Source organism: Fibrobacter sp. (genome assembly GCA_012523595.1).
GTDB lineage: Bacteria > Fibrobacterota > Chitinivibrionia > Chitinivibrionales > Chitinispirillaceae > JAAYIG01.
Window position 1 is genome coordinate 131348 of the sequence record JAAYIG010000105.1, and the last position, 17067, is coordinate 148414.

Here is a 17067-nt window from a genome sequence, read left to right on the forward strand (position 1 = left end):
GGATGAAAACGATACTTGTGACCGGAGGAGCCGGGTTTATAGGCTCCAATTTTATTCTCTACCTTCTTGAGAAGAACAAAGACTGCATGGTAATAAATCTCGATGCTCTGACATACGCGGGTAACCCCGAAAATCTTCGTCCGGTCGAGAATGATCCCCGTTACCTTTTTGTAAAGGGCGATATCTGTGACAGCAGACTTGTAAATAATCTTTTCAAAGAACACGATTTCGATGCGGTTGTGCATTTTGCAGCTGAATCGCATGTTGACAGAAGCATAACCGGTCCTGAGCAGTTTGTGAAAACAAATGTATTTGGCACACAGGTTCTTCTTCAGGCTGCGAAAACAAGCTGGGAGGGGAAGTATGAGAGGAAGAGATTTCTTCATATTTCCACTGATGAGGTCTATGGGACACTGGGTCCTGAGGGCTTTTTCCGGGAGGACACGCCTCTTGCACCCAACAGCCCCTATTCGGCATCAAAAGCAGGCAGCGACCTTCTGGTACGTTCCTTTTTTGAAACATACGGTTTTCCATCACTTATTACCCGATGCTCCAACAATTACGGCCCTCTGCAGTTTCCAGAGAAGCTTATTCCTCTGACAATTACAAACGCCCTGCGTGATCTGCCGCTTCCGGTTTATGGTGACGGCAGAAACGTGAGAGACTGGCTGTTTGTAAAGGATCATTGCGCCGCCGTAGAGCTCGTTCTCAGGGAAGGAGTACCGGGCCGGGTTTACAATATCGGAGGAAGCAACGAGTGGCAGAATATCGATATTGTGAAACTGATCTGCACTGAGCTTGGCAAGCCCCACAGTCTCATCGCATTTGTCAAAGACAGACTCGGCCACGACCGTCGGTATGCAATCGATGCCACACGGATCAGAACAGAGCTCAACTGGTCCCCGTCGGTTTCCTTTGAGCAGGGGATAAAGGAGACTATCCGCTGGTATTGCGAGAACCGGGGGTGGTGGGAGAGGCTTTTGGAGAGGTGAGGGTACGAGTGTACGAGAGTACGTCAATACGACAATACGATGACTCGATAGCACGCAGGAGAATTGACTTTTGACATGATAACATATTCACCTTTGTCACTTCGACGAGTCTGCGAGGAGAAATCTTTTTTAAATCGGGTAATGATTCTGTTTCTTTATTATTGATATTTATTTACCTTTTCGTCCGGCTTCAGATTCTTAAAAAGAAAAAACAATGTGCAATTAATTTCCTTTGCAGTAACAAGGACCTTTCCCATCCAAACAAATGAGATTACCACATAAGCCCTGAAGGGCAGTATTTACTGGCACAGTCCAGGGGCCCGGTATTTGCAAAGGGGATTTGTATCTTTTGACAACTTTAAGCAGTCATTATTTCCTTGTATTCCCCGTTCCTTCTGTCATTTTGGTATCAGTAGTATATTACGCCCCTTCAGGGCTTGTGAGGACTTTCTCTTTACACATACCCAGGCCTGCAGCCTGGGCTATTATATTGCGCCCTTTCAGGGCTGGGTGAAAAAAGATTTCTCCTCTCAGAGTCGTCGAAATGACAAAAGGGAGTTTTATTTCCACCACAAGGTTTTTCTTCCCTACTTCCATCACGCCCCTTATTTCTGGAACTTTCGCACAATCATGTTGTCGTGTTTTTCAATCCGTGCGCTCGTGCCTTCGTACTGTCGTAATGTCGTACACTCGTACCCTCGTACTCTCGTCCCTTGGCACACCATTTGAACTCCCAACAATTAACTCCTCTCCTAAAGGGGCAGAATGATGAGAACTGTGAAAATCTGCGCTCTGCTTTGCCTTCTGTTTATTCCCGCTATCGGAGAATATTTCGGACGAAACAAGGTTCAGTACGATGATTTTGATTTCAAGGTATTAAACACCAATCAATTCAGGATCTACTTTTATCCATCGGAGGAGAGTGCTACCAAAGAAGCGGGGCGGATGCTGGAGCGATGGCATACCCGGTTTAAGATGATCTTTGACAGGACCCTTCCCAAAAGGCAGCCGGTATTAATCTATGCCAATCATGCCGATTTTCAGCAGACAAACGCTATCAGCGGTCTTATCCCAGAGGGGACCGGAGGAGTGACCGAAGGCTTAATGAACCGCATAATTCTTCCTCTTACCGGAATCGGCTCCGAAAACAACCATGTTCTGGGCCATGAGTTAGCCCATGTCTTTCATTACAATATCATAAAGGAGAGTCCTGCGGGGATAGGAGGCGCGCAGCAGATCCCTTTGTGGTTTATCGAGGGGATGTCGGAGTATCTGTCGATCGGATCATACTCCCCGTTGACAGCAATGTGGATGAGGGATGCTGTGCTGTCCAACGATATTCCATCATTTTCTCAGATCAGCAGAAACACAGAGTATTTCCCCTACCGTTACGGGCATGCAATCTGGGCCTATATCGGAGGAACTTATGGTGATCACGTGATAAGCCCTCTCTTTCATTCCACACTTAAGCAGGGATGGTACCCGGGGTTTAAAAGTGTTCTTGGAATAAGCATAGATTCAGTTTCCGCAGGATGGCAAAGGGCAATCAGGGAAAAGTTCTCATCGGATACTGCCGGTCGAACTCTGCCCTCCAGAACAGGGACTCCTGTTATAAAAGAAGGCAGCACCAATCTATCGCCTGTAATAAGTCCTGACGGGCGCTATATTGCTTTTCTATCCACAAAGGATCTCTTCTCGATAGATCTTTATCTTGCAGATGTAAGTACTGGAAAAATCATAAAGAGGCTTGTGAGTGCGGAGACCGATCAGCATTTTGATGCTCTGCGATTTATGTCATCGTCGGGCACCTGGTCTCCCGACGGGGAGCAGTTTGCATTTATAGTATTCAAGGACGGGGACAATGCGATTGCGATTCTGGATATAAAAACCAGGAAAGTAACCCGCACATTCAAACTCAAAGATGTGGATGAAATAGCACATATCGCCTGGTCACCCGATGGGAAAAAGCTTGCAATTTCCGGAACATCGGGAGCGATAAGTGATCTTTACACCTACGATCTTGAGACATCCACGCTGCACCGTTTAACAAACGACAAGTTCGCTGAACTGCAGCCGTCATGGTCGCCAGATGGCAAATGGATTGTTTTCGCGACTGACAGGGGTTATCCCACAAATCTAGATTCTCTCAAATTCTCCCCCTTAAAAATCGGTATCATAAATATCGAAGGATGCTGCATAAGAGTGATAAGAATGGCTGAGTGGGTAAAGCATATAAACCCGCAGTATTCGCCCGATGGGAACAGTATTTATTTTGTAGCGGACCCTGATGGATTCAGTGATATTTACCGGTACTCCCTTGAGACAAACCGGTTCTTCAGAGTAACTAATACTGCTACAGGTATAAGTGGTCTTACAGAGCTCTCCCCTGCTATCTCTGTAGCGATGAAAAGCGGAAAAACAGTATTCAGTATTTACGACAAAAAAGGTTATAAGATCCACAGTCTTGATTCCACACAGACAGAAGGGGAACCGTTTACACCAGACAAACAGGACTATTTAAAAACTGTCAAACTGCCTCCGATGAAATCTGAAAACTCCATAGTTGATGATTACCTGGGGAAGAGTTCTGAGGGGTTAGTTGAGGAGAACCGTTTCTCCATAAAAAACTATAATCCCAGACTGGGTTTACTCTATGTGGGTCAGCTTTATGCCGGACTCTCTGCCGATCCTCTTGGAGTGGGAGTCGGTGGAGGAGTTTCATTTCTTTTCAGTGATATTTTAGGGGATCATCTTCTTGGTCTCGGTGCACAGATAAATGGAAGCCTGAGAGATTTTGGTGCTGAGGGTTTTTACCTTAACATGGACAGACGCCTTAACTGGGGGTTGGTTCTGAGCCGAATCCCTTATGCATCCACATTTACAGAAGTTGAAAGAGATACTGCGACAGTTGACGGGGAGGTAAGAGATGTGCAGAAAGTCACCTTCACCGACGAGAGAATATTTGATAACCAGATCGGTTTATTAGCCGCATACCCCCTTTCCTCCAACCGGCGCTTTGAGTTTCAGGGATCATACACCAGGATCTCATACGATTACCAGAGCGAGGAGATATATGCCCTGTCCGGAAGAGTCGTCCGGCGCAATAACAGTTCACTCGATGAGCCCACATCACTTAACCTTTTCAGGGCTTCTGCAGCATACGTGGGTGACTTTTCCAATTTTGGTTTTACAGGTCCTGTCACCGGAAGAAGATACAGGTATGAACTTGAGCCTACATCGGGGTCACTCTCCTTTCTCACCGCCCTCGCCGATTATCGTCAGTACTTCCTGATGAACCCATTTACACTTGCATTCCGCTTTTTCCATTACGGACGATATCTGAGAGATTCCGAGAGCGATCGTCTGTCACCTCTTTTCCTGGGATATGAAACCTGGGTGCGAGGGTACAGTTATTACTCCTACAATCTCCGTAACTGCTCATCATCTGACAATTATGCCGACTGCCCCGATTTTTCACGTCTTATCGGCTCGAGAGTGGGTGTTTTCAATGCGGAACTGAGACTTCCCCTTCTGGGAAATGAACAGTTCGGGCTTATTAACTTTCCATATCTTCCCATGGAGCTGGTCGCTTTTCTGGATGGAGGAGTGGCGTGGTCGAGGGGAGAAATCCCTGTGCCGAAATTGATTCATAATACCAGGGAGCGTGTGCCGGTTTTCAGTGCCGGAGCAGCGACACGAATCAATCTTTTTGGCCTGCTGGTGCTTCAGATCTACTACGCCTACCCTTTTCAACGCACAGACAGAGGCGGAAACTGGGGATTTCTTTTCGCTCCGGGATGGTAAAAGCAGCTTTCCTCTCATGCTCCTCCGGCATAACCCCGTACAAAATGTATTTTTGCAAAAAAGGCGGACATATTAAGAGCCGTCTTTCTGTTTTATCGATCTGGAGGATATTTTGTACGAGATTACGTCCGAAGCACATTTTTCCGCTGCTCATAGGCTGCTCAATTATGATGGGCCCTGTGAGAATCTTCATGGACATAACTGGCAGGTAAAAGCATCTGTCAAATGCTCCGAACTTGATTCTGCCGGAATAGGAATAGATTTCAAGGTACTCAGAAACCATCTGAAGGAAATTGTCAAGCAGTTCGACCACAAGGATCTCAATGTTGTACTGAAACAGGAAAACCTCAATCCATCATCTGAAAACCTCGCCCGGTACATCTTTCAGAGACTTAAGGGAAAACTTGAGGGATCCGGCTGTATGGTTTCCCGCCTAGAGATCTGCGAAACACCGGGAAATTGCGCTGCGTATTATGAGTGAGCTGGTGGTATGTGAAATTTTCAAGAGTATTCAGGGAGAGTCATCCATTACTGGATATCCCTGCTCCTTTGTCCGCCTGGCAAGCTGCAATCTCTCCTGCAACTGGTGTGATACAAGGTACGCGCTATCCGATGGTGTACCGATGAGCTCAGAGGAGATAATTGAATCTGTAAAGAAACACGGAACAAGGATTGTTGAAATCACAGGAGGAGAGCCTCTGCTTCAGGAAGCAACTCCTCAACTCTGCAGGAGTTTTCTTGACTCAGGCTTCACTGTTCTTGTTGAAACTAACGGAAGTCAGGATATTTCAGTACTTCCGGAGGGCTGCCGGAGGATCGTAGATGTCAAATGCCCTTCGAGCGGGGAGGCCGGTTCGTTTCTTGAGAGTAATTTATCCTCTCTTACCGGTAATGATGAACTCAAGTATGTAATTTCCGATAAGCATGATTTCGACTGGGCTGTAGTGCATCTGACAAGCAGAAATCTTGCTGGCCGGCTAAGGATTATTTTTTCGCCCAATACGGGGTCACTCAGTCCCGCAGAGTTAGCATCGTGGATACTTGAAAGCGATGTTCCTGTGGTTCTGGGTCTTCAATTACACAAGATAATCTGGGGGGACAGAAGAGGTGTTTAAAAAGGAGAGGGCTATAGTATTGTTAAGCGGCGGGATCGATTCCGCAACCTGCTGTGCTGCCGCAAAAGAGGAGGGTTTTGATATCCATGCCATGAGTTTCTCTTACGGGCAGCGTCATTGGATCGAGCTTGAATCCGCACGCAAAGTCGCATCATTTTTTGATGCAGTGGAGCATAAGATTGTAGAGATAGATCTCCGTGCTTTTGGAGGAAGTTCTCTGACAGATACTATCGATGTCCCGAAGGGACGTGCTATCAAAGAGGGGCAGATACCCAACACCTATGTGCCAGCGAGAAACACCATATTCCTGTCATTTGCGCTGGGATGGGCTGAGGTCACCGGATGCCGTAATATATTTACAGGTGTAAACTCAGTTGACTACTCGGGATACCCCGATTGCCGTCCGGAATTTATCGAGGCTTTCCAGTGCATGGCAAATCTTGCTACCAGAGCTGGAGTTGAGGGAAAGATAATAAGGATACACACCCCACTGATAAATCTGACAAAAGCACAGATAATCAGGAAAGGCACTGATCTGGGAGTTGACTATTCGATAACTCACAGTTGTTATGATCCGTACCCTGACGGGAGCGCGTGCGGGCTGTGTGATAGTTGTCAGATAAGGAAGAGCGGGTTTAAGGAGGCGGGGGTGGAGGATCCGACGAGGTATGGAGGGTGAGGGTACGAGGGTACGAGAGTACGACAGTACGACAACACGACAGTACGACGACACGACAACACGAGAGTACGACAACACGACAACACGATAGCACGACAATAAGATTAGAGATAAAACAATAAAGCAATAAGACGAAAGAGCTATAGCACCCATCCGACCCGTCCATACCCGTCCATATCTTCGAAATTAAGTATGAAAAGAGGCAGGAACATAAAGAAATGACAACCGCTGAATTGGCAAAAGAGATTGGGGAGATTCTTAAGAGGAAAAACTGGACACTCGCGGTTGCGGAATCGTGTACCGGGGGGCTTTTGGGAGGAGCTATTACGGAGATTCCGGGGGCATCGGGTTATTTCATGGGTGGAGTGATAGCCTATGACAACCAGGTGAAGGAATCTTTACTGGGTGTTCCTACGGATGTACTATCGGAATTCGGGGCAGTAAGCAGCCAGACAGTAACAGCGATGGCCAGAGGGGTTTGTAAACTGCTTAAAACTGAGTGTGCGATTTCCGTATCAGGTATAGCTGGTCCTGAGGGCGGCACAGAGGAAAAACCTGTTGGTCTGGTTTACACAGGCATAGCGGTATGTGATACCGTAAAGAGTTTTAAATACATTTTCAAGGGAGATCGTCAGGAAATAAGATATCAGACAGTCGAAACCGCCCTGAGTTGTTTTAAGGAGATGATTGAATCTTTCTGATTTGTGTGAAGAAAAATTTCTCTTCGAAGACTCGTCAAAATGACAAAGGGAGTTTTATTTCCACCACAGGGCTCTTCTTCCCCACTCCCCTCTTCCTATTATTCTGTAGTACATTCGCGCACTCGTGTTGTCGTGTTTTCGTAATGTCGTTCTGTCGTATTCATGATGCAGGAAGTATGGACGGTATGGACTGGATGGACTGGATACCCCGTCCCTTCTGTCGTGTTGTCGCTCTTTCGTACCCTCGTACTCTCGTACACTCGTCCTTTACAAATACCCTTTCACCCAGCCATACACCGCCAATATTATCATCAATGACACATTGGCCAGCACCCCTGCGACCACATCATCCATGGTTACGCCCACGCCTTCTTCGAGTTCCTGCATCTGGTAGACGGGGAATGGCTTGACAATGTCGTAAAAACGGAAGAGCAGAAAGCCAAGAAGCAGGGTTTTCAGGGAGATCGGTATCATAAAGAAAGTAATAAGCTGCCCCGCTACTTCATCGATAATTATCTGTGAAGGATCGCTGCTGCCGAATACATCCTTGTCGCGTGAGGAGAGAAAGATGCTTATCGCGGTGATAGCAATGAGAGCTACCCAGTGCAGGGCCAGTTTTTCCGGGCTCAGGAAATCGCCCCATCTCTGGTGAACATACCATACAAGGGCAGTAGCGACCGCTGATCCGACCGTTCCAGGTATGTAAGGGATGTAGCCGAGAAAAAACAGGCTTGCTCCAGTTTTTCTTATCCAGTAAGTGAATGAGAAGGGTTTATTCATTACCATAATGCATATCCGTCCGTTCGCATAAAGCCTGACTCAATGTGATCTGATCCACAAACTCAAGTTCCATCCCTGCCGGAAGTCCTCTGGCCAGACGAGTGACTCTGATTTTGTCATTACGGAATAATCTCGCCAGGTAAAGGGATGTCGCTTCAGCATCGGCGCTTCCCCCCAGCCCGAGAATTACCTCCCGTATCTGTTCGGGACCGATCCGGTTTCTAAGTTCCGCAATCCTCAGTTTATCGGCGGTAATACCATTTAGCGGAGAGAGTACCCCTCCTAAAACATGGTAAGTTCCCCTGTAGCGGCTCGACTTCTCAATCGCAAAGACATCAGCGGGTTTTTCCACTACGCAGACAAGAGAATGATCCCGTGATTGAGACAAGCATACCGGGCAGAGTTCATTTTCGCTGAAGTTGAAACATCGCCTGCAGTGCCTTAGTTTCCGCCTGGCAGCAATTATCGACTCAGCGATAGCAACAGCCTCCTGCTCCGGCCTCTCCATCAGATGTAAAGCAAGTCTCCAGGCACTCTTGCGTCCGATAGTAGGGAGGCTGCAGAGGGCTTCGACGAGATCTTCAAGAGGTTCTGTCATAGGCCGGGAATATTGAGTCCGCTTGTTATAGAGCCCATCGTCGAATTTGATGCCTCCCTGATTTTTTCCTGCGCATTGGAGTGTGCTGCGACAATCAGATCTTCCAGCATCTCTACCTCATCGGGGTCAACGACTTCAGGATTTATCTTGATGGAAACGAGTTCATTTGCTCCATTGAGAACGACTTTGACCATGCCGCCTCCGGCGGTGCCCTCAAACTCCTGTTTCTGCATCTCCTCCTGGGCTTTCATGACCTGTGCCTGTACTTTCTGGGCCTGCTTGAGCAATTTGTTGATATTTTTTGACATTTACAAGCTCCTTATCCGACAATTCACTGGCTTACAAAAGTAAAGATCCTGCCCAGCCGGACAGAATCCTGATTTCCTATAATATCTCCCCGTCAAAACAGTCCAGAAGAACCTGGATGATGGGTTCTTTTTCGATCTGGTCGTTGATTGTTGAGGGGATATTTCCTATCTGCTTAATATAATTCTGTTCCTGATGTGCCTGTTCTTTGGTCTCAAGAGCGATCCTCAAATCGATATGAGTATGGGTGAACTCATCAAGCAGCTTTGAGATTTCGTTTCTATTATTCTTTTTAGTCACCTCAGAGAACTGAAATTTGAAATTTGTGGGAAATTTCAGGTCTATGGAGTTATCCGTTGAGGAAGCGATATAGGCGAATGAAAGAAAAGAACCCAGATTTGGCCTGTCGCGCAGAAGAAAGTCAAGAAAAGAAGTCCACATCTTTTTCAGGTCTACCGGGACTGTTCCCGGATTGTCCTCCTCAAATGAGGTATTCACTGCATATGGAGCAAGACTCTCTTCAACAGCTATTATGGATGGTTCTACAGGAGGAGCGATATATTCCGGCGGGGCCTGAGTCACCGGCTCAGGTGTTTCTATTTTTTTTTTTAGATCCGGTTCAGTATCTGTCGGGTTTGAGTCTGAGGAGTTAAGTGATTTTATCAACTGCTCGATAAGAACGGTATTGTCCATGTAAACCAGTTTTATCAGCATTATTTCAACTGTAAACCTGGGGAAAGAGCTCCACTTGATATCCTGCTCAGCCTTCTTGACAATTTCGGACATTCTCAGCAGGTCCCCGTCTGAGAACCTCTCTGCGCTCTTTGAGAATCTCTGCACCATGTCGGTTTCAAGATCAATGCCTCTGCTCTCAAGTGCGCCGGGCACTCTGGAAAAGAGGAGATTTCTGAGGTGTTCCTGGAATCCGAGGATAAACTCCTGGAGATCGAAGCCCTGATAGAGGATATCCTGGACAGTTTTGAGAGCCGGTGCGGGATCCTTGCTGGAGATAGAGTCCATGATCCGTTCGTAGACTTCTGTCTCCACCAGTCCCAGTACAGTTCTGACCTCTTTTTCGGTGATATTTTCCTGGCAGAATGAGTAGACCTGATCCAGAAGACTCAAGGCATCGCGCATGCTTCCTTCGGCTTTTCGCGCCACGAGTGTGAGAGCGGATTTTTCGAAGGCGATCTTCTCGGACTCACAGATATGGACAAGACGTCCCAGGACCTGCTCAACACTTATCCTGCGGAAATCATACCTCTGGCATCTTGAATGGATAGTTGCCGGGATTTTCTGAGGTTCAGTGGTGGCGAAGATAAAGATCACATTCTTTGGTGGCTCCTCGAGAGTCTTGAGCAGGGCATTGAAGGCGGATTTTGTGAGCATGTGTACTTCATCGATCACAAAGATACGGTTGTTTCCGCCCATGGAGGAGTACCCGATATTGTCGCGCAGCTCCCTGATATCATCGACACCATTGTTTGAGGCGCCGTCAATTTCCAGGACATCGAAGCTTGAGCCGCTGAGGATGTTTTTGCAGTTGGTACACTCTCCGCACGGTTCCGGAGTCGGCCCTTTTTCGCAGTTGAGAGCCCGTGCCAGGATTCTGGCCGTAGTTGTCTTCCCTACCCCGCGAGTTCCGGAGAAGATATAGGCGTGGGCAACGCGGTTTTTCTCGATGGCTTTCTTGAGGGTATTAGTAATATGCTCCTGCCCGACCACATCATCGAAAGTTTTGGGGCGCCATTTTCGTGCGAAGACAATATAGCTCATAAGATTTAACTGCTGGATTTTCCCGTTTCAGAGTTTCCGGGTGTTATCTCCACGATAACGGTTTATAATATGGTAAAAATACGACCCGCACAGCGGGAAATTCAAAATAAAAGGTACTTTGCTTGTTTTTACATCAAATGTTTGTCTCCGAATCGGTATCGGAATCGGTATCGGTATTCGAAAGGTACTCTAATATTTTCACCTATATAAAAGGAAACATAGAAAAAGGAATATCCACCAGGGGCTAAATATTTCATATTGTAGATATATGCCACCCTGTGTGTCATGCCTGTGAAAACAGGCATCCAGGCCATGATATCTGATCAAGAAACGGTAGGGGCCGTAATTCGGGCCCCTAAAACCCCCGCTGAAGGTAACGAATTATTATCCATTCCGGAAGACCTCCATGGGCCGGAACGTGCTACGGTACTGATGTGCTTATCCACGGCTTTTCGATGCCGATACCGACCCCGATGAAGAGCGTGAGTTTACTTCTGTGGTAGTATTGAGATTTGTGGACCTTAGGGGACAAAAAAAGGGCCAAGTTTACCTGCGGCACATCCAGAATCTGCTTACCGTTGCTCCCTTCCGGGCCTGGCGGGGTTCACAGCCTTTGATTGCGCAGGGCCTGGCCCTGTATTTTTATCTATTCGGATTTTTGAAGGAGTTTATTGAAACTTTAAAAAATAGGTTATTGCAGGAGGGAGTGGGGGATTTTTTTGGCAAGAAAACCGATGCATATAACCTTTTAGTGATATAAATCGGTTTTTTCATTTCTCTTTTCCTCTTACCTCATTTTCTCTGTTATAAACAGCTTTCATTCCTGGGCATTTTTTCTCTTCTCTTTAGTTATATATACATTTGATATTTTCCATTTACTACCTTTAACAGCCTAATTATACTTATAATAAGTATCTAACCCTTTATAAAGGAGCTCATATGATTATTCGTAAATTATCAAAGCCATTTATAAAACGGTATAAGACCGATATTAATAGAATTAATTCAAAATTCAACAAAACTATTAAGCATTCATTTATGGGAACATTGTCTGATAAGGGACTTATTACCTTTTTTAAAGATTTTTGTAATTATAGTGGTGGTATTCAATCTGGAGGGGAAAGGAATAAGAATAATTTTGAAAAATAGCTGATAAAAAATTTAAAACTTTTTATTCCTTGCTGAGCAGAGTAAAATCAAAGTAGACCTCTACGTGGGAAGTGCACAACCCAATCCATACTGGATCGGGCAGTGTTTCGGAAAAATCTCTTTGTTACACAACCCAGGCCTTCAGCCCGGGCTTTTATATTACGCCCTTTCAGGGCTTCCGGATGCTTGTTTTCACAGACATGACGTACCAGAGCAGCACCTGTTTTCTTTTCTGCAGCCCTGTATATATATGCCTTTTTTCAGGGCTGGTAGTTCAAATCTCCACATTTTTGCTGATTGTTCTAATTTATTCCGGAATTAAATTTCACAGCACCTATTTTGTATTTACGCGTATTTATGGAATTGGGTTTTATTAAGGGTTGCTGAGATGCTAGTCAGAAAGATTACTAAAAAGGGGAAGTATACCTTGCTAATACTATCGGTTATACTGGGTTGCTGGATAGTTTTAATGGCTGTCATATATCTCCTAAGTCCAGGGAAAACAAGGCCATTTTTAGATGAAAACGGAAAGCTTCTGGAAGGAAGCATTTCTGAGAAAGTAAAAATGAGGATTAACGGCATTGAACAGGGAATGTTTATCAAAGGAAAGAATATAAAAAATCCGGTCTTGCTTTATCTTCACGGGGGAATGCCAGATTACTTTCTCACCAGAAAATATCCTACCGGTATGGAGGATTATTTTACCGTAGTATGGTGGGAAATGCGGGGTTCTGGAATGTCATACAATATCGATATTCCGGTTGAAACAAAGAACCTGGATCAGATGATTTCAGATGCAAAGGAAGTCACTAATTATCTGCGTCAACGTTTTGGTCAGGAAAAAATATATCTGATGGGACATTCAGGGGGGACCTTCGTAGCTATACAGATGATTGACAGGATGCCGGAGTTGTATAACGCCTATATCGGTGTTGCTCAGATTTCCTGTCAGCTTCAATCGGAAAAGCTGGCCTATGATTATATGTTGAAAAGATATCGGGAGAATGGCAATAAGAAGATGGTGAAAAAGTTGGAGGCATCGCCGGTAACTATGACAGAGGGGGTTCCCCGATCTTACCAAATAATACGCGATATTGCCATGCATGATCTTGGAATCGGTACGACTCATGATATGAAGTCAGTTTTACGGGGGATCATGTTGCCCTCATTTACATGCCCTGATTACACACTTACAGAAAAAATAAATCTGTGGAAGGCAAAAGCCGGTTCAGGTATCAGTATATTATGGAGTAAAATACTGGTGACAGATTTGTCAAAAGAGTTTACCGAGTTTAAAATACCGGTATACTTTTTTCATGGCGTGTATGATTATACAGTGAATTATGAATTGGCAAAGAATTATTACCAAAAGATAAAGGCTCCTGTTAAAAAGTTTTTTACGTTTGAGAAATCAGCGCACAGCCCGCTGTTTGAAGAGCCGCAGAGGATGAGGGAAATATTTGAGAGGGAGATATTTCCCGATGTCATAACTAAATGAAACTTATTAAAGTGTCTTCTTGCCCCGTAAATAATCCCTCTGGAAATATTTGCCATGCTGAACCGGTATCACTCATCCAATATTTTCACAGTCTCTCTCATGGCTCTCTATCTTACCGGATTTTTACAGGTAAAACCTGTTACACTTACGTGTTAGTTTATAGCGCCCCGTCAGGGCTTCGGAAAAATCTCTTTGTTACACAACCCAGGCCTTCAGCCCGGGCTTTTAAATTGCACCCTTTCAGGGCTTCTGGATGCCTGATTTTGCAGGCCTCTCATAACTCTATTCCTTTTTCTCTCTCAATATTGAAAGATTTGATCCATTCCCCCCTTATATTCATACCCCGGCAAATGTTATTTTTGATATTTCAGTTAAGATTTACATTCTAAGAGACAAAAACATTTACCGGCTTACCGGTTAGAAAGTTCGATGAAATCCATCAAAAAGACTCTTCCTTTTCTTCTTTTAGTTACTTCGGTTCTGCTTGCCTCCCAATACCCCCAGCGGCCATCAGGGCCAGTCGGTGATTATGCCAATATTCTTGACCCCGCTACCAAATCCCATATCACAAAGATAAGCCAGTCTCTCTGGGAGCAGGCCGGTTTTGCACTTGTGGTCGCGACGGTTCCTTCTATAGGTGATAACACTATCGAGGAGTACGCCAATGTTTTGTACGAAAAATGGGGAATTGGGGCCAGGGGAAAGGATGAAGGAGTACTTGTGCTTCTGTCACTCGATCCGAGGAGAATCAGGGTTGAGGTGGGGTACGGTGCAGAAGGGTATCTCAATGATGCCAAAGTGGGCAGGTTGCTTGACAGTTATGCAGTTCCACTGTTAAAGAAAAATGATTACGGTGCCGGCATTCTTTCTCTGTCAATTGAGGTCGCAAGAGCTGTTGAGACTGAAAAGCAGATAAGGTTATCACTTCCGGCACGGGAACGTGTTTCCGCGCATGAAAATCCTGAGGAGATATCACCTTTTGCGGTAATCCTTTTCATTATTATTCTTATAGTGATGATAAGTACCCCCTTTGGCCGTTCTCTTTTGTTGTTGATGTTATTGAGTGGCGGGTCCGGCAGGAGAGGTGGATATGGCGGCCGCGGCGGGTTTGGGGGCGGATTCGGTGGCGGTTTTGGCGGTGGAATAAGTGGAGGCGGAGGGGCATCCCGATCTTTTTAAACAAATGTTAATCAGTATCGGGATCGGAAATTGAAATGTTAACAAAAAGAGAAGGATTTTCTATATCAGATTTATTGCGAGATTTTTCGATGCCGGTACCGATTCCGATACCGACCCCGAATGGGAGCAACTGTGATGATTAATAAGCTAAAGAGGGAGAGAGAATGAAAAGCATTACCAATCCCGTTGAGATTGCAAAGAAAGCAGCAGAATCATACAAGTCACTGTATGGTGAGGATCTGATATCGGTGATTCTTTACGGTAGTGCTGCAGGTGGGGATTTCGATCCCGAGAGATCGGATATCAATCTTCTGATTGTTCTCCGCTCCATGGACCTCGAGCTTATTGCAAAGTCATCCGATCTGCAGTCAAAGCTTTATAATCAGAGAATAAACACTCCCCTTTTCATGAACAGGCAATATATCGAAAAGTCACTTGACTCATATCCGGTCGAGTTTCTGGACATGAAAGGTTGTTATAAGGTGCTCTATGGTGAAGATGTTCTTTATGCTGTTTCTCCCCAGAATGATCATCTGAGACTACAGATAGAACGGGAATTAAAAGGAAAGTGGCTTCACCTGCTTCAGGAGTTTCCCCATGCGAGAAAAAACAGGAAAAGCCTGCTGGAACTGATATCACTTTCCCTAAGGGCTTATGCACCTTTTTTCAGGAGCCTGCTCAGATTAAAGGGAGAAACTGTTCCACACAATCGAAAAGAGCTTTATAAAAATATCGAAAAAGCTTTTAACATTTCCGGGGAACCGCTTCAGCGGGTCGCTGATTCTAACAATGTAAAGGATTTGCCGGAGCTGGAAAAGCTGTTTTCTGATTATGTCAAGGCAATTAGAGCTATTATTGAGGTGATTGATCAGTAAATGTTGTCTTATTCCTGGTCGGGATTGGAATTCGAATCGGAACCGAAATGCGGGAAAGAGGGGAATTCGATGCCGATACCGATACCGACCCCGAATGGGATAATAAAAAGGATAAATTTCAAGATAACCAATAACAAGGAGAATATATGAGTGGTAAGCAGAAGGTTCTGATCGGTATAGTTGTAGTGTTACTGGTGTTGGTAGTGTTTGCCGGGAAGGTCATTGGATGGCGGAACCAGTTGGTGGTGCTTGATGAGCAGGTGAAGAAATCGTGGTCGAATATTGACAATCAGTTGCAAAGAAGGATAGATCTTATTCCGAACCTTGTTGAGACGGTGAAAGGATATGCTTCACATGAAAAAGAGGTGCTCACTCAGATTACTGAAGCGAGGGCAAAGGTTGCGGGTGCATCAACGACAAAGGATAAGGTAGACGCAAACAACGAGTTGTCATCTGCACTTTCCCGTCTTCTGGTAGTAGTCGAAAACTACCCCGAGTTAAAGGCAAACCAGAACTTTCTCAGTTTACAGGACGAGCTTTCCGGAACCGAGAACCGTATCGCGGTTGAGCGCAGAAGGTATAATGAGGCTGTCGGACAGTTTAACACCACAAGAAGAAAGTTCCCATACATGATTTTTGCGGGTCAGTTCCCTGAGGCGGTCTATTTTGAGGCTTCACCGAAGGCGGCTGAGGCACCGAAGGTGTCTTTTTGAGAGGGACGGAAAAGACAGGAAGCTTATTCCGATATCTATGAATATGCTGGTGGCTTAGGTTAACTGATGAATCTTTCTTCTATCAGATTCTTTTAGTGTGGGATTGAGTTTGGGAGGTGGCAGGGGAAAGATTCCCCAAGGGAAATACACATGTTTGAATCAAATCACCAATGATCGAACGCAGTCATTTTAATTATATTCGTGAGCGCCACGACAGCTATGCCAGTTGGGCTATTTGGGCACCAGCCGGTAACACACCTAAATCCAACATTTGTGATCCGCAGGTCAATTTCACTTTGCTCAACACTATTCAAAATGATGTAGTGATGGTCGGCCTTAATATATCCCGTCTTTTCAGTGAACCATTCCGTAACTTTCACGATTCCAGTCCTCATACGCAAGATTTTTGGGGACGGACTGTTTTTTTAATTTACGCCAGGGACATACTATCTTTATCATCTTATATTATAAGGGACGGACTTTCTTTTTTTCCTCATTAGGGACAGACCATCTTTTTCATTTGTGATTTTTCTTCGGCCCAGGATTTGCATTTCCTTACCTCCACCTTACATCCATCTCACCCTTTCGCCAAAGGAAAATTTGCCACGAATGGCCCGTCTGGAATCACCGGGCTCACTCTTCCACGTAATGGCGCACTCTATCGAGGGCAAAGAGCTCTTTGTCGATGACGATGACCGCTGCGATTTTCTTTTCCCGTTTTGCGAAAGGACTTAAAAAATGCGAATTCCAGTGTTACGCATGGGTCCTGATGGAGAACCATTACCACTTTCTTATCAGAACCAGCCATCTGCCCTTGCACAAGCTGATGCGCCCCTTGAACAGCGGTTATGCTGGCAGATACAACAGGAAATACAAAAGGAGAGGGTATCTCTTTCAGGACA

16 protein-coding genes and 1 other RNA gene are annotated in these 17067 nt (G+C 45.4%); 11 read left to right on the forward strand and 6 right to left on the reverse strand.

All coding sequences use genetic code 11. The annotated features are described in order from the left end of the window. The first annotated feature begins 2 nt into the window (after positions 1 to 2). Positions 3 to 992 (forward strand): dTDP-glucose 4,6-dehydratase, encoded by a 990-nt coding sequence (gene rfbB / locus GX089_07230; protein NLP02270.1) that lies wholly within the window; start codon positions 3 to 5, stop codon positions 990 to 992. Between the two features lie 420 nt (positions 993 to 1412). Here the strand turns inward: rfbB and GX089_07235 are convergent, their stop codons facing one another. After that, positions 1413 to 1589 carry a hypothetical protein gene (locus tag GX089_07235; protein NLP02271.1) on the reverse strand — a complete coding sequence of 59 codons (177 nt, stop codon included), beginning with the start codon at positions 1587 to 1589 and terminating at the stop codon, positions 1413 to 1415. Positions 1590 to 1757: 168 nt separating this feature from the next. Between GX089_07235 and GX089_07240 the strand changes: the two genes are divergently transcribed. The 5 genes from GX089_07240 to GX089_07260 all read left to right on the forward strand — a co-directional run bounded on the left by GX089_07240 (position 1758) and on the right by GX089_07260 (position 7291). After that, a complete protein-coding gene (locus GX089_07240) occupies positions 1758 to 4796 on the forward strand; it encodes a peptidase S9 (protein ID NLP02272.1) in 3039 nt (1012 codons plus the stop codon). A 109-nt stretch (positions 4797 to 4905) separates the two neighbouring features. Next, positions 4906 to 5277 (forward strand): 6-carboxytetrahydropterin synthase QueD, encoded by a 372-nt coding sequence (gene queD / locus GX089_07245; protein ID NLP02273.1) that lies wholly within the window; start codon positions 4906 to 4908, stop codon positions 5275 to 5277. Continuing rightward, positions 5270 to 5911: a radical SAM protein gene (locus tag GX089_07250; GenBank protein ID NLP02274.1), complete on the forward strand. Its 642-nt coding sequence runs from the start codon at positions 5270 to 5272 to the stop codon at positions 5909 to 5911. Before queD ends, GX089_07250 begins: the two co-directional genes overlap by 8 nt. Beyond that, positions 5904 to 6590, forward strand: a complete 687-nt coding sequence (gene queC, locus GX089_07255; protein NLP02275.1) for a 7-cyano-7-deazaguanine synthase QueC — start codon at positions 5904 to 5906, stop codon at positions 6588 to 6590. Before GX089_07250 ends, queC begins: the two co-directional genes overlap by 8 nt. A gap of 218 nt (positions 6591 to 6808) precedes the next feature. Continuing rightward, complete coding sequence (locus GX089_07260) at positions 6809 to 7291, forward strand: CinA family protein (protein NLP02276.1); 483 nt, start codon at positions 6809 to 6811, stop codon at positions 7289 to 7291. 267 nt (positions 7292 to 7558) lie between these two features. On the opposite strand, the gene GX089_07265 is transcribed toward GX089_07260, so the two are convergent. The 5 genes from GX089_07265 to ffs form a co-directional block, all read right to left on the reverse strand. Next, positions 7559 to 8077, reverse strand: coding sequence for a phosphatidylglycerophosphatase A (locus GX089_07265; protein ID NLP02277.1), 519 nt, complete (start codon positions 8075 to 8077; stop codon positions 7559 to 7561). Next, positions 8064 to 8669: a recombination protein RecR gene (gene recR, locus GX089_07270; GenBank protein NLP02278.1), complete on the reverse strand. Its 606-nt coding sequence runs from the start codon at positions 8667 to 8669 to the stop codon at positions 8064 to 8066. The genes GX089_07265 and recR overlap by 14 nt, the downstream gene beginning before the upstream one ends. Further along, entirely contained in the window at positions 8666 to 8977 is a 312-nt protein-coding gene (locus GX089_07275; GenBank protein NLP02279.1) for a YbaB/EbfC family nucleoid-associated protein, read from the reverse strand. The genes recR and GX089_07275 overlap by 4 nt, the downstream gene beginning before the upstream one ends. 76 nt (positions 8978 to 9053) lie before the next feature. Further along, positions 9054 to 10751, reverse strand: coding sequence for a DNA polymerase III subunit gamma/tau (dnaX, locus tag GX089_07280; protein NLP02280.1), 1698 nt, complete (start codon positions 10749 to 10751; stop codon positions 9054 to 9056). A gap of 535 nt (positions 10752 to 11286) precedes the next feature. Next, an RNA gene (gene ffs, locus GX089_07285) (signal recognition particle sRNA small type) lies at positions 11287 to 11385 on the reverse strand. Positions 11386 to 12288: 903 nt separating this feature from the next. Between ffs and GX089_07290 the strand changes: the two genes are divergently transcribed. The 5 genes from GX089_07290 to GX089_07310 form a co-directional block, all read left to right on the forward strand. Further along, complete coding sequence (locus GX089_07290) at positions 12289 to 13398, forward strand: alpha/beta hydrolase (protein ID NLP02281.1); 1110 nt, start codon at positions 12289 to 12291, stop codon at positions 13396 to 13398. A gap of 429 nt (positions 13399 to 13827) precedes the next feature. After that, positions 13828 to 14577, forward strand: a complete 750-nt coding sequence (locus GX089_07295) for a TPM domain-containing protein (protein NLP02282.1) — start codon at positions 13828 to 13830, stop codon at positions 14575 to 14577. Between the two features lie 164 nt (positions 14578 to 14741). After that, entirely contained in the window at positions 14742 to 15452 is a 711-nt protein-coding gene (locus GX089_07300; protein ID NLP02283.1) for a nucleotidyltransferase domain-containing protein, read from the forward strand. Positions 15453 to 15598: 146 nt separating this feature from the next. Then, the gene (locus GX089_07305; protein NLP02284.1) at positions 15599 to 16165 is read left to right on the forward strand and encodes a LemA family protein; all 567 of its coding nucleotides are present in this window, start codon (positions 15599 to 15601) and stop codon (positions 16163 to 16165) included. A gap of 685 nt (positions 16166 to 16850) precedes the next feature. Next, the coding region (locus tag GX089_07310) for a transposase (protein NLP02285.1) at positions 16851 to 17067 on the forward strand (217 nt) is incomplete at its 3' end.

Coding starts and splice junctions, on each gene's coding strand:
- GX089_07240 (NLP02272.1), top strand. CDS start 1,758: ATGATGAGAACTGTGAAAATCTGCGCTCTGCTTTGCCTTCTGTTTATT.
- GX089_07265 (NLP02277.1), bottom strand. CDS start 8,077: ATGGTAATGAATAAACCCTTCTCATTCACTTACTGGATAAGAAAAACT.
- GX089_07260 (NLP02276.1), top strand. CDS start 6,809: ATGACAACCGCTGAATTGGCAAAAGAGATTGGGGAGATTCTTAAGAGG.
- GX089_07290 (NLP02281.1), top strand. CDS start 12,289: ATGCTAGTCAGAAAGATTACTAAAAAGGGGAAGTATACCTTGCTAATA.
- GX089_07250 (NLP02274.1), top strand. CDS start 5,270: ATGAGTGAGCTGGTGGTATGTGAAATTTTCAAGAGTATTCAGGGAGAG.
- GX089_07300 (NLP02283.1), top strand. CDS start 14,742: ATGAAAAGCATTACCAATCCCGTTGAGATTGCAAAGAAAGCAGCAGAA.
- GX089_07295 (NLP02282.1), top strand. CDS start 13,828: ATGAAATCCATCAAAAAGACTCTTCCTTTTCTTCTTTTAGTTACTTCG.
- recR (NLP02278.1), bottom strand. CDS start 8,669: ATGACAGAACCTCTTGAAGATCTCGTCGAAGCCCTCTGCAGCCTCCCT.
- GX089_07305 (NLP02284.1), top strand. CDS start 15,599: ATGAGTGGTAAGCAGAAGGTTCTGATCGGTATAGTTGTAGTGTTACTG.
- GX089_07235 (NLP02271.1), bottom strand. CDS start 1,589: ATGGAAGTAGGGAAGAAAAACCTTGTGGTGGAAATAAAACTCCCTTTT.
- GX089_07275 (NLP02279.1), bottom strand. CDS start 8,977: ATGTCAAAAAATATCAACAAATTGCTCAAGCAGGCCCAGAAAGTACAG.
- dnaX (NLP02280.1), bottom strand. CDS start 10,751: ATGAGCTATATTGTCTTCGCACGAAAATGGCGCCCCAAAACTTTCGAT.
- rfbB (NLP02270.1), top strand. CDS start 3: ATGAAAACGATACTTGTGACCGGAGGAGCCGGGTTTATAGGCTCCAAT.